The organism is Falsochrobactrum ovis (assembly GCF_003259955.1).
Lineage (GTDB): Bacteria > Pseudomonadota > Alphaproteobacteria > Rhizobiales > Rhizobiaceae > Brucella > Brucella ovis_A.
Map to the genome: position 1 here is coordinate 19,537 of NZ_QLMK01000011.1, position 12,361 is coordinate 31,897.

Genomic DNA, 12,361 nt, shown 5'->3' on the forward strand with positions numbered 1-12,361 from the left:
CTAATCCTTGACCACGAGTTTACGCGGAACATTCGCAAGACATTCCACGCCAGTTTCGGTGATGACAATGCTTTCTGTAATTTCCAGCCCCATTGTTTCCAGCCAAATTCCGGTCATGAAGTGGAATGTCATGCCAGGGCGCAATTCCGTACGATCACCCGGTCTCAGGCTCATCGTGCGTTCACCCCAATCTGGCGGATAAGATAGGCCGATTGGATAGCCAGTGCGGTTATCTTTGACGATGCCGTGTTTTTTCAAAACAGCGAAAAATGCATTGGCAATATCTTCGCAACTATTTCCCGGTCGCGCCGCTTCTAGTCCGGCCTCCATGCCTTCGAGTGTGGCCTTTTCAGCATCCAGAAATGCTTGCGTCGGCTTGCCGAGAAACACGGTGCGCGATAGCGGGCAATGATAACGTTTATAGCAGCCGGCGATCTCGAAAAATGTGCCTTCGCCGCTTTTCATCGGCTGGTCGTTCCAGGTCAAATGCGGGGCGGAAGCATCAGCTCCCGAAGGAAGTAGCGGCACGATCGCCGGATAATCGCCACCAAAGTCGGCCGTTCCGCGAATGCCAGCATCGTAGATTTCTGCCACCAGATCGCTCTTGCGCATACCGGGTTCGATTTTGTCGACGATGCGCTGATGCATAATTTCAACGATCTGGCCCGCCTTGCGCATATAATCAAGTTCGGTCGGGCTTTTGATGGCTCGTTGCCAATTGACCAGACCTTGCGCATCTTTAAACTGGGCGTTGGGAAGATGTTTTTGCAGGGCATTATGCGCGGCAGCGCTGTACCAATAATTGTCGAATTCCACCGCAATTCTTGCCTTGTCCCATCCGCGCTGTTCTATGATGGAAGCGAGCAAATTCATGGGATGGCGTTCGGTCGATTGCACATAATGATCAGGATATCCGATAATATTGTCATGGCTTAGCCATGCTGTGCGCTTTGCCCCGTTGCCGTCTTGCCCCCGTCCATACCAGATCGGTTCACCATCCATCGCCAGCAAGACGCATTGGTGTACATAGAATGACCAGCCATCATAGCCCGTCAGCCAATGCATATTGGACGGATCAGTCACGATGAGCAGGTCAAACCCTGCTTTTTCCATAGCTTTGCGGGTTTTGGCGACGCGTTCGTCATATTCTGTGCGCGTGAAATTGAGTTCCACACTCATTGGGAAGCTCCTGCAAGATTGCGTGAATTGATATGGATTCCAGCTTGCTGAGAAAGAGCGCGCTGGCTGGCAAGGCGAGCTATGGCCGTGTCCTGAACACCCGTGCCGGTGAGGTCGCAAATGGTAATCATGTCAGGCCTGCGCTGAAATTTTTGAGGTTCGAGAATGATTTCTCCCAATTCAGGATAGCTCGCATCCGCTGCGACGATTTTCGCAGAAATTGCATGATGCAATTCGCCCAGTCTTCGCGTCTGATTGAGGCTGTCGGCTACATAGAAAATTGGTCGACCGAAGATTGCTGGATCAATTTCATTTTTATGCTCAGCATCTGAACCCATAGCGGTCAGATGTTGGCCCGGTTCCAGCCAGTCGGATTTTACCAGCGGTGTTTCGGAGGGCGTCGTTGTGATGATTATATCGCTGCCGCTACAAGCTTCGCGCGCATCGCTGATGGCTTGGATGGAAAAACCAAGCTTTTCCGAAAGGGTGGCTGCCACTTTTTGCGCCTTTGAAAAATCACGTGCCCAGATGCGCGCTTGCTTTATCGGGCGAACCAGTGCGAGCGCCTCAAGCTGCAAGCCCGCTTGCATGCCCGCGCCAAACACTGTCGCTGTTGTTGCGTCCCCGCGGGCAAGATATTTTGCAGCAACCGCTCCGGCTGCGGCGGTGCGCACATCCGTTAAATAACCATTGTCGAGCAATAGCGCTTCAATAAGGCCGGTTTTCGCGGAAAACTGGATCATCAAGCCGTTTGTCGAAGGTAGGCCGATTGACGGATTGTTGAAAAAGCCCGGGCTGATTTTGATGGCGAAACTATCTAATCCAGAAATATAAGCAGTTTTAACGTCCACCTCTCCGCGTTCGGCTGGAATATCAAGCCGAAGAATGGGGGGCATGCTCACGCTGCCCTTAGCAAGTGCACGGAAAGCATCTTCAACACAGGCGATAGCTTCCTCGTCAAGCCGCACCAATTTGCGCAAATCCGCTTCAGTTAAGATAGTTATTCCGGCCAATTAATTTCCTCCCGGAAGCAATATTCAGACGGTTAACGGGTTGGCACCGTTCGTCTGGGATAGTTCTTTATGATTGCCTGATGCTGTTCCGGGTCGATATTGCCGCCGGAAACGATGATTGCGGTCGGGCCTCTGGGGCGGATTTTCCCGGCCAACAGCGCACCAATCCCCACTGCCGCTGCACCTTCGATGATTACACCTTCTTCGCGCGCCGCATGGCGAATCCCGGCTGCAATTTCCTCTTCATCAAGAAGAACCACATCGTCGAGCAAGGCGCTGCACATGTTAAAAGTCCAGCGGTTCTCAAGCCCGATGCCACCGCCAAGTGAGTCAGCCAAGGTTTCCAATTCTTCCACTGCCACAGGCTTTCCGGCTGCAAGGCTGGCATGCATTGCCGCACCTCTTTGCATAGAAATTCCAATGACCTTGACTTGGCTTCCGGCTTGCATGCGCTTTGCTTTGACTGCCGCCGCAATGCCGGCGGCAAGGCCACCGCCCGAAAGTGGAACCAATATGGTGTCGATTTCTGGCTGCTGTTCTAAAATTTCCAACCCTATCGTGCCTTGGCCAGCAATCACGCGCTCATCGTCAAAGGGCGGAATGACGTTCACGCCCTCATCGCGTTCAAGTCGTGCGACTTCCGCCATCGCTTCATCTTGCGAGCTTCCAATAATGCAAATCTTTGCACCCAATTGGCGGATGGCTTCGATTTTATTGCGTGGCACAAGCGAAGATAAACAAATTGTGGCGGGCAAATTTTGCGCTCGCGCCGCATGGGCGACAGCTCGTCCGTGATTTCCGGTGGAAGCGGTTGCCACCCCATGGCGGCGCTCATTCTCGCTCAGGCTCAAAATCGCATTGGTCGCCCCGCGTAGCTTGAAGCTGCCCGTTATTTGCTGATTTTCCAGTTTAAGAAACACTGGCGCGCCTATTTGCCCGCTCAGACTTTCGGAATGGGCGAGCGTGGTGGTAGCGATATGGTTTTTAATCCGTTCGCGTGCGGATTCAATTTCACCAATGGCCACCATTTCGCTCACGCTCGCAGACCTCCACCATTATGATGGGCGGGTTTGGCGCCCACCGGAACGGCTCGGAGATCAGGCAAATGCCTTGATAATGAGGGCGATAATAGACGCCAAAACTCGTGCAGTGTGAGATCACACATTCGCATTTTGATATTCCCCAATATAGTTTTGTCTTTATCTCTATGTGTGGAAGAGGTTATAGATCATGTCAATCATTATATTGGATCATTACAATTTTAGTGCCGCGACACTTTGCTGATATGCGCTCTTGTTTCTCGCAAGGTCGAGTGGGTATAACGGATGTAAACCATTCTTTTGGCATCGGAACATCTCAATGAAGCTTGCCATGAAACTCGATAATATTGACCTGCGGATCTTGAAAGCTGTTCAAGAGAATGGTCGGATCACGAAAATGGCATTAGCGGAAAAGGTGGGTCTATCGCCCACGCCGTGCTGGCTTCGTCTGCGCAAACTTGAAGAAGCAGGAATTGTTACGGGCTATCACGCCCATATCGAACTGCGTAAAATTGTGCCAATTGCCCATGTTATGGTGCAAGTTACGCTGGCAAATCATCGTCAAAGCGATTTTGAGCGTTTTGAACGCGCTATTGCGCTTATTCCCGAAATTGTTTCCTGCTGGTCTGTTGGTGGTGGGATCGATTATTTCTTGATGATTGTCTCGCGCGATATTGATAGCTACCAACGATTGATTGATCGGCTGCTGGACCAAAATATTGGCATTGATCGCTATTTTACCTATGTGGTGACCAAATTGGTCAAACAGGAAAAGACAGATACGCCCTTTGCGCTTCTGCTTGATGATGGCGACTAGCCCAAGTTTAGACCATATGGTCCGTTGGCCGTATAGAATATAGTCTAACCCATCTGTCCGGACCCGATATTTAGTCCAATTACTCATGTCAATCATGTCATGCTTTTCACAATAAGGGAGAGCATGATGAACGCTGTTTTAGATCATCCCGTTCAACATGATGGGTTGGGCAGGTTGAAAGACAAGCATCTTTTTCGGGAGCTTGCCTATATTGACGGAAAATGGATGGCTGGCGAAGGCGGGCTAACATTTGCGGTTACTGACCCGGCCACGCTCACCCGGCTTGCCCGCGTAGCCAGCCTTGGCGAAAGCGAAACTTCCGTTGCAATTGAAGCGGCTGAAAAAGCGTTTCCCGCCTGGCGCAATCGTTTACCGCAACAACGCGCTGCGATCTTGCGCCGCTGGTATGAGCTCATATGCACGCATTGCGAGGATCTCGCACTGTTGATGACGCTTGAGCAGGGCAAGCCGCTTGAAGAATCGCGTGGCGAAATTGCTTACGGCGCGTCTTTCATCGAATGGTTTGCCGAGGAAGCAAAGCGGTTAAACGGCGAGACGATCATCAGTCATTTGCCTGACGCAGAAATGTTGGTGCGACGCGAAGCGCTCGGCGTTGTTGGGCTTGTGACACCGTGGAATTTTCCCAATGCCATGATAACCCGCAAGGCCGCGGCAGCCATTGCCGCAGGTTGTACGGTCGTGGTTCATCCTTCATCGGAAACACCGCTCTCAGCACTTGCCTTGGCCGAGCTTGCGGAACGCGCGGGCTTTCCCGCTGGCATTTTCAATGTCGTGACCGGCAAAGCAGCGCCGATTGTTGATGTTCTTTGTCGCGATGAACGCGTGCGGGGGCTGAGCTTTACCGGTTCGACCGAGATCGGAAAGCTGATTGCTGAGAAATGCGCGTCGACAGTCAAGCGTTTGGTCATGGAACTTGGTGGGCATGCGCCGTTGATCATTTTTGATGATGCCGACATTGACCGCGCCGTGAAAATTGCGATTGCGGCTAAATTTGCGACTTCTGGGCAGGATTGCCTCGCAGCTAACCGGATTTTCGTACAAAGTGGCATTTATGATCGCTTTGCGCAGGCCTTTGCCGCGCAGATAGCCGAATTAAAGACCGGTAACGGGCTTACGGCTGAAACAGATATTGGCCCGCTCATGCACGCTCGTGCTCTTGCTAAGGTGGAAGAACATGTGCGTGATGCCTGCCAGCGCGGTGCGAAACTGCTGGTCGGAGGAAAGCGGATTTCTGATCATGCATTGTTTTTCGAGCCTACTTTGCTGGTCGATATGCCCGATGATGCGGCTCTCATGCATGAAGAAACCTTTGGGCCCGTTGCGGCTCTCACGCGGTTTGACAGTGAAGAGGAGGTGATTGCACGGGCAAATTCCACCCAATATGGGCTTGTGGCCTATGTTGTAACCGCCAATGGCGCCAGGCAGCTGCGGATGGGGCGCGCGCTGGAATATGGCATGATTGCCATTAATCGCGCCAAAATCACTGGCGCGCCCGTTCCGTTTGGAGGCTGGAAACAGTCCGGCCTTGGGCGTGAGGGATCGCATCACGGCATAGAAGCATTCACCGAACTTAAATATCTTTGCATTGATACCGCCGCCTGATCGCGTCGGCAGAGAAAGGAACTTACCATGCTCGACAGAAGCAATGAACTTACCGCTTGGGATCGCGATCATTTCTTCCATCCATCCACTCATATGGGTTCGCATGCGCGTGGAGATACCCCAACCCGGGTGCTGGCTGGCGGGGAAGGCGTGTTCATTACCGATGTGGATGGACGCAAAAGCCTTGATGCATTTGCGGGGCTTTATTGTGTCAATGTAGGTTATGGACGTACGGAAATTGCCGACGCTATTGCAAAACAGGCGCATGAACTTGCTTATTACCACGCCTATGTCGGGCACGGAACGCAAGCTTCCATTACGCTTGCAAAGATGATTATTGATCGGGCACCTGATCATATGAGCCGCGTCTATTTTGGGCTTTCGGGGTCGGACGCCAATGAAACCAATATCAAGCTAATTTGGTATTACAATAATATCCGTGGTCGACCAGAGAAGAAAAAGATCATCTCTCGCTGGCGCGGCTATCACGGTTCGGGCCTGATGACGGGCAGCCTCACGGGTCTGCCAGGCTTCCACAATGCTTTTGATTTGCCATTATCGCCCATATTGCACACAGAAGCCCCCTATTATTTCCGTCGTGCTGACCGTTCGATGAGTGAAGAGCAATTTGCGCAATATTGCGCGGATAAGCTTGAAGAAATGATTCTGGCAGAAGGGCCTGATACAGTCGCGGCCTTTATTGGCGAGCCGGTGCTGGGAACGGGTGGTATCGTGCCGCCACCCGCGGATTACTGGCAAAAAATACAAGCCGTGCTTGATCGTTACGACATTATGCTTATCGCCGATGAGGTCGTGACTGGCTTTGGGCGATTGGGCAGCATGTTCGGTTCCGATCACTATGGCATGAAGCCGGATTTAATCACAATTGCCAAAGGCTTAACCTCCGCGTATGCGCCGCTTTCAGGCTCGATTGTGTCTGAGCGCATGTGGGAAGTTCTTGTGCAGGGCTCGGATAAAATGGGACCGATTGGTCACGGCTGGACCTATTCCGCGCATCCAATTTGCGCGGCCGCGGGCGTGGCCAATCTTGAGCTTATTGATGAGCTTGATTTGGTCACAAATGCTGGCACCACAGGTGCATATTTCCGCAAAGCGCTGCAAGACGCGGTTGGGGATCATCCGAATGTCGGCGAAGTTCGCGGTGAAGGATTGATGGCCGCAATTGAATTTATCGAAGATCGCGATGATCGCAAATTCTTCGATCCCGCGCAAAAGATCGGCCCGCAAGTCGCCGCTGCTTTATTGGCGAATGGCGTGATTGGCCGTGCGATGCCGGAAGGCGATATTTTGGGCTTTGCGCCGCCACTTTGCCTTAGCCCGCAAGAGGCGGACCAGATTGTTGCTGCTACGCAAAAGGCTCTTCAAACCGTTTTTAGCTAAGCGGGGGATGACACCTACGCTGGAGAACCAGCGTAGGTGTCATATTCATTCAACCAATTGGCACGCTTGGCTTTCAGGCCAATGTGCGAAGGTTAAAACCCGCCCATTTGTCCGGCTTTCTTCGACTTTTTTCAATTCAAATTCGGCTTTTACCCAGCCCGGGCTGTTCAATTCGCCCGAAGCGAGGATCCCTGTTTCGGGCCATAATCCGTCCGGCGGACAATAAATGCCAGCAGCGCCGCAATTTTCGTCTACTGCCGGGCACCAATCCACATTTCCAACTATTGGCGATTGCACAACAATAGATTGCGATTCCAGGGCCCGCGCCATGGAACCGATCTTGACCCGATTATAGCCGGAAATCGTATCCGTGCAGGACGGGACCAGGATAATCTGAGCTCCAGCCTCGGCGAGAGTGCGCCCCAGCAAAGGAAATTCGCTATCGTAGCAAATAAGAATTCCGATACGCCCGATTTTCGTATCAAAAACTTTCAGCCCTGGTGCGCCGATGACATTCCATTCTTCGCGCTCAAAGCGCGTCATGATCTGCTTATCCTGATAGCCGATTGGGCCTTGTGGCCCGATCAGAACAGCGCGGTTTGTGGGGCGCGCTCCCTCGAATACCGGGCCCGATGCCATGAGAATATGCAGATTAAAACGCTTTGCCAGCTCACAATGCAGCTTTTCCCGAGCCTGCTCATGTCGCGCCACTTCATGTAGCGAGGCTTCAAGATCTTGCGCAACTTGACGTCCGCCCAAAGATGCCAATTCCATCGATCCATATTCTGGAAAAACCAGAAGGTCACAATCAGCGGCATCTTCTACCCATTTTGTGAGCTTTTTCTCATATTGGGTGAAATCCTCAAACCAATCCAACGGATAGGAGGCGGAGGCAATTTTAACGCGGCTCATAATTCTCTCATCCAAAATTGCATGGGTTTATTGCTGGAGCTTTCAGCCCCAATATCTTTCCACGGAAACTCGGTGACAACTCCCGGCAAAAGCCGGTATCCACGTTTAACCCAAAAAGCATCAAGCGGTCGATAATCGGCAGGCCGTAATGGATGATCTTGAGGGCGAACCACACTGCAAAAAGCAGAGTATTTTCTACCAAGTTTGCGGCCATGGGCCTCGCGTTCGTCGAAAAAAGCATGACCTATTCCCTGTCCTCGATATTGGGGCAGGAGAATAGATTCTGCGCAATAGAAAATCTCGTTAAGCGGCTCAGCCCGGTGCGCGAAAGCTAGGCTGAAATCATCCGCATGATCTTCCATAGGGGTGCCCGTGGCCGCGCCGACTATTTTGGCACCATCATAGGCCACAACCACGATTGCGCCTTCTGAATGGTAATTGGTCAGATATTCTCGCTCATAGTCGAGATCGCCTTCATAAAGATAGGGCCAGTCCCGAAAGATTTTGATGCGGAGCTGCGCCAGATCATCCAGCGCAGCCATAACCGCATCTCCTGTGAGTGTCTTGATCGAGATCATCCCAAGACCTGTCGGGTCCACTCGTTGAGGTTATAATATGTCGTTACACGGCTGATTTTACCGTCACGGATTTCAAAAAACGTTCCGCCCGGTAACCGATAGGTCTGGCCATTTGCATCAGGCAGGCCTTCATCTGTATTAAGATAAGTGCCATTGACAATGAATTCAGCCGCCGCCCTATCACCGTTTTCATTAGCGAAAATGACCATATCGGTGAGCTTTTCTTTATAGCAATGGGACATATGCAGGTTGAACTGCGCAAAAAGTTCTTTGCCCCGTCTTACCTCACCTTCATTCACATAATGCTCTACATCATCATGCATAAGGGCCAGCATATCTTCGGTTTTGCCAGCATTGAACGCGGCGTAATATGCTTCGATGAGGGATTTTGTATTCATTGCCTGCTCCCGGCTCAAATAGGCCATTCTACTCGTAAACAAAATGCATCTTAGCGACTTAGTGATCGATTCTGGTTCTTGATCGGGGCTATTAAATCGCCAATTTCGCGTAAGGCAGGTCAAAACACGACATCAAGGGGCCAAATAGTCCTTAATTGCTTGTTTTGAGACGGTTTTGCTTCAATCAGCTTCCATTCACAAAAGTCAGAATGAGCTGATGAACATTCCCGCCATGGCTCATCTCTTTTTGATCAAATTCCCGTCCCCATGCTTGCTGAACTTTGACCATTTCACTGATCTCTTTTGCCAGCACTTTTCTGATTTTTTGACATTTTGGATCATTGGGGACCGATAGTCCCACCGATTTTCGAACGATTTCACGCGTAATTTCTTTGGCATGATCACCGTGCACTAGCTCATGCGCTTTTATACCTTGATAAAAGCGCTGCCAGCTCTCGTGGAGATCGGGTGAGAGTTTTTGCGATGGCTTTGGCAGCGTATATGTAATTTTAAGTTTTGGCGTGGCGGATAGGACGGTACAGGCATTATTGCTGCGGTCGAATTTCCGCTCCCAGGTTAGCACATAATTTGTTTGTGCAATGACGCGCGTCTTGCCGATTTTTGGACCGCGTGCACCTATCGATTCATAAAGTGCGGGCGCTGTGGTGCCGGAAATGTCGTAATGTTTATAAATTTCCTCTGCCTTCCAACTGGCTTGAGCACTGGCCGGATTGGCGAGAATAAAACACGCGAAACTGAGCTGAAAAAACCGTATCACCATCGCTCCGTATAACTGGTCAAAGTACAATCCAAACTATCGCGAGTTAATGCAACAAAGGAAAGAGTGAGTACGCGTTACTCGTTTCAATATGGCTCGCATTCCCAATTATTGCTGAAGCCAGCGGGATGATGCTCATCTTGTTTTCAGTGCTTGATAGATGATGTCGGATCACTTCGCATCATGCGAGTAACATGATAGAAGCGACCAACGCAGCGACCGCTGCACGCAACTTATTGGATCTTTCATGACAATTGCACCCGAAGCCACAACGGATAACCGACGCCGACAGATCAAGTTCGCACTTATCTCTCTTTTTAATGGCGGGTTGGTGATTGGCTTTTCGCCAATTTTCGTGCGGCTATCGGAGCTGGATGCCGTATCGACTGCGTTCTGGCGGCTTGCTCTGGCGCTTGTTCCGCTGTTGTTGATGGTGGCACGGTCCAAGCCAGAAGCAAATCAAAAGCCGAAAGGCTTGCGTGATTTCTGGACGCTGGCACTGCCTGGAATTGTGCTGGGGATAGAGCTGGCGGCCTGGCATATTTCATTGCATATGACATCCGTTGCCAATTCAACGCTGCTTGTGAATATGGCTCCGATATTTGTCACGCTTTATTGCTGGGTATTTTTAAAACAAACGCCACGAAAGCTTTTTTTACTCGCATTGGCGGTTACAATCAGCGGTGTGGTCATTCTTAAAGGCGGTCCTCAAACCCTTGGCAGTGGCGACATTAAGGGCGATGCCGTGGCCATTGTCGCGGCCATTCTATATGCGGCTTACATAATATTGCTGGGCAAAGTACGTGAGCGGTTCTCAACATCGCTAATCATGCTTTGGAGTACGAGTGCCGCAGCCATAACAGTATTGCCCTTTGCATGGGTGGCAGAATCGACATTAATTCCGGCTACAATGATGGGTTGGGCAGTGCTTTTTGGGCTTTCTTGGCTGAGCCAAGCGGCGGGGCAAAGCTTGATCACTTTTGCGCTTGCATGGCTGCCGGTTACGTTTTCGTCGCTCACCCTTCTCATGCAGCCGGTAATTGCTTCGCTCCTCGCTTGGGCGATATTGGGCGAGGCGTTGACAATCTGGCAATGTATTGGCGGGTCGATTGTGCTGGCAGGCATATTGGCGGCCCGTAGAGCACAGCGATAGCAAATTACCGCAAGGATCGTTTCAGAAGAAGCCCACCATCGCTCGCAGGTGCAGAATATCGCATAATAACGCGGATGGTACGATTGCGGACCGGTGTTTTAGTAGCGCATTCCAATAGGGCTTGCTGAGCAGAAAGTGCAAATTCTTCACCGGCTTTTCGAACCGGCTGATAATCAATCGCAGCAATGCGTTCCAATTCGCCTTGAGAATTATATGTAAGTTCAAAACTAGCCGAGGCTCGCTCATAACTGGCGCCTTCAGGCATTTTCCAGCACTGTTTTGCCATTTCCGTTACGATTTCTGAATCCGGCGCTGAATTGGCCGGAGAAACCAGAAAAGTCATAGCGAATAATCCGAGCACAAAAAGCCTTTTCATAAATCTCCCATCCCTTTGGGCTGACAGATTATACTTAGGTGTTAGAGCACAATTTACCATATGAAAGTAGATACAAGCATATATTGCAGAATGCTATTGCTAGAGGTCATAAAACTAGCTCAGTGCTATTAATGCTGCTGTGGATCACGGTCGCGGACGCGGCCTTTGTCACTGGCCAGAGCCTCAATGTCGATGGCGGTATTGTGCTTAGTTAGTGCAGAGCACTTACAAAGGGCCGCTCAATGAACGGCCCGTTTGTGTTTATTGCGTGACTATTCGCTGGTCGCCTCTTTAAGGCAATCAGCCAGTCGCTCGCCCCATGCTTCGACCTTTTCCAGACTATCAATCAAGTCGTGTCGCACTTCAATCAGAATACCGGGAAGCCCACGCTGATCTGCGTGCACTGGCACTGTATAATCCTCATCGGGATGAATAGTATAAGGCTCATTATCGCCTATCGTCAGTGTCTCATCACGGCTAAGGATCTCGATCATGCGCTGGCCAAATTTAGTGGCCTCTCCATAAAGAATGCCCGCATGCCATGGTCTCTGTTCGCCAAAATAAATTGGTGTAAAACTATGTACACCAACGATAAAGGGACGTTTTCCTTGCGCTTGCAGCAGGTCGATACGGCGGGAAACAGCATTTGCATAAGGCGTAAAGAGCGTTTCAATACGCTGTTTACGCGCAGCCTCTGATAGTCCGATGTTCCCCAATATATCCGTGGTTTCGCTTCGCTCAGGAATGAGGGAAGGGACATGAAGCGGCCGGTTACAATCGATCACAAGTCGCGAATAATTGGTCATGAAAAGCGGAGCGTCCAACGCCCGGCTGAGATATTGTGACAATGCGCTGACACCAATATCCCAAGCAATATGACGCTGGCGATCTGCTTTTGAAACGCCAAGGTCCCCCAATGCACGCGGTATGCGATTGGACGCATGTTCACATAAAAGCAAGATCGGTGCGTCACCATCTGGATTGATCACGGCATAGGGAGCAGGTTCATCTATTGCCAGAAGCGGCAAAGCAGGATCGTGCTGCTTTGCGGTGGTTTCTTCGGTCGCGGAATTTATCAGTTGCATCACAATAC

13 protein-coding genes are annotated in these 12,361 nt (G+C 50.9%); 4 read left to right on the top strand and 9 right to left on the bottom strand.

What is annotated here, in order from left to right:
* Genes doeA through eutB form a run of 3 tightly spaced genes read right to left on the bottom strand, consistent with a single transcriptional unit; the run spans position 1 to position 3,220 of the window.
* Positions 1 to 1,179, bottom strand: coding sequence for an ectoine hydrolase DoeA (gene doeA, locus C7374_RS11830; RefSeq protein WP_111575839.1), 1,179 nt, complete (start codon positions 1,177 to 1,179; stop codon positions 1 to 3).
* Positions 1,176 to 2,192 (bottom strand): cyclodeaminase, encoded by a 1,017-nt coding sequence (locus C7374_RS11835; RefSeq protein ID WP_111575840.1) that lies wholly within the window; start codon positions 2,190 to 2,192, stop codon positions 1,176 to 1,178. Before C7374_RS11835 ends, doeA begins: the two co-directional genes overlap by 4 nt.
* 32 nt (positions 2,193 to 2,224) lie before the next feature.
* Positions 2,225 to 3,220: a hydroxyectoine utilization dehydratase EutB gene (eutB, locus tag C7374_RS11840; RefSeq protein ID WP_111575841.1), complete on the bottom strand. Its 996-nt coding sequence runs from the start codon at positions 3,218 to 3,220 to the stop codon at positions 2,225 to 2,227.
* 343 nt (positions 3,221 to 3,563) lie between these two features.
* Between eutB and C7374_RS11845 the strand changes: the two genes are divergently transcribed.
* The 3 genes from C7374_RS11845 (at position 3,564) to C7374_RS11855 (ending at position 7,073) form a co-directional block, all read left to right on the top strand.
* Complete coding sequence (locus C7374_RS11845; RefSeq protein ID WP_210205125.1) at positions 3,564 to 4,049, top strand: Lrp/AsnC family transcriptional regulator; 486 nt, start codon at positions 3,564 to 3,566, stop codon at positions 4,047 to 4,049.
* Positions 4,050 to 4,175: 126 nt separating this feature from the next.
* Positions 4,176 to 5,672, top strand: a complete 1,497-nt coding sequence (locus tag C7374_RS11850; protein WP_111575843.1) for an NAD-dependent succinate-semialdehyde dehydrogenase — start codon at positions 4,176 to 4,178, stop codon at positions 5,670 to 5,672.
* A gap of 27 nt (positions 5,673 to 5,699) precedes the next feature.
* A complete protein-coding gene (locus C7374_RS11855; protein ID WP_111575844.1) occupies positions 5,700 to 7,073 on the top strand; it encodes an aspartate aminotransferase family protein in 1,374 nt (457 codons plus the stop codon).
* A gap of 45 nt (positions 7,074 to 7,118) precedes the next feature.
* Here the strand turns inward: C7374_RS11855 and C7374_RS11860 are convergent, their stop codons facing one another.
* The 4 genes from C7374_RS11860 to C7374_RS11875 form a co-directional block, all read right to left on the bottom strand.
* Positions 7,119 to 7,985: a carbon-nitrogen hydrolase family protein gene (locus C7374_RS11860; RefSeq protein ID WP_111575845.1), complete on the bottom strand. Its 867-nt coding sequence runs from the start codon at positions 7,983 to 7,985 to the stop codon at positions 7,119 to 7,121.
* Positions 7,982 to 8,527, bottom strand: coding sequence for a GNAT family N-acetyltransferase (locus C7374_RS11865; RefSeq protein ID WP_245412648.1), 546 nt, complete (start codon positions 8,525 to 8,527; stop codon positions 7,982 to 7,984). Before C7374_RS11865 ends, C7374_RS11860 begins: the two co-directional genes overlap by 4 nt.
* A gap of 32 nt (positions 8,528 to 8,559) precedes the next feature.
* A complete protein-coding gene (locus tag C7374_RS11870) occupies positions 8,560 to 8,961 on the bottom strand; it encodes a ketosteroid isomerase-related protein (RefSeq protein WP_111575847.1) in 402 nt (133 codons plus the stop codon).
* Positions 8,962 to 9,145: 184 nt separating this feature from the next.
* Positions 9,146 to 9,703: a DUF922 domain-containing Zn-dependent protease gene (locus tag C7374_RS11875; protein WP_245412657.1), complete on the bottom strand. Its 558-nt coding sequence runs from the start codon at positions 9,701 to 9,703 to the stop codon at positions 9,146 to 9,148.
* Between the two features lie 283 nt (positions 9,704 to 9,986).
* Between C7374_RS11875 and C7374_RS11880 the strand changes: the two genes are divergently transcribed.
* Positions 9,987 to 10,892, top strand: a complete 906-nt coding sequence (locus C7374_RS11880; RefSeq protein WP_111575849.1) for a DMT family transporter — start codon at positions 9,987 to 9,989, stop codon at positions 10,890 to 10,892.
* A 4-nt stretch (positions 10,893 to 10,896) separates the two neighbouring features.
* On the opposite strand, the gene C7374_RS11885 is transcribed toward C7374_RS11880, so the two are convergent.
* A complete protein-coding gene (locus C7374_RS11885) occupies positions 10,897 to 11,268 on the bottom strand; it encodes a hypothetical protein (RefSeq protein WP_111575850.1) in 372 nt (123 codons plus the stop codon).
* 272 nt (positions 11,269 to 11,540) lie between these two features.
* Positions 11,541 to 12,353 carry an N-formylglutamate amidohydrolase gene (locus C7374_RS11890; protein ID WP_111575918.1) on the bottom strand — a complete coding sequence of 271 codons (813 nt, stop codon included), beginning with the start codon at positions 12,351 to 12,353 and terminating at the stop codon, positions 11,541 to 11,543.
* Positions 12,354 to 12,361 lie beyond the last annotated feature (8 nt).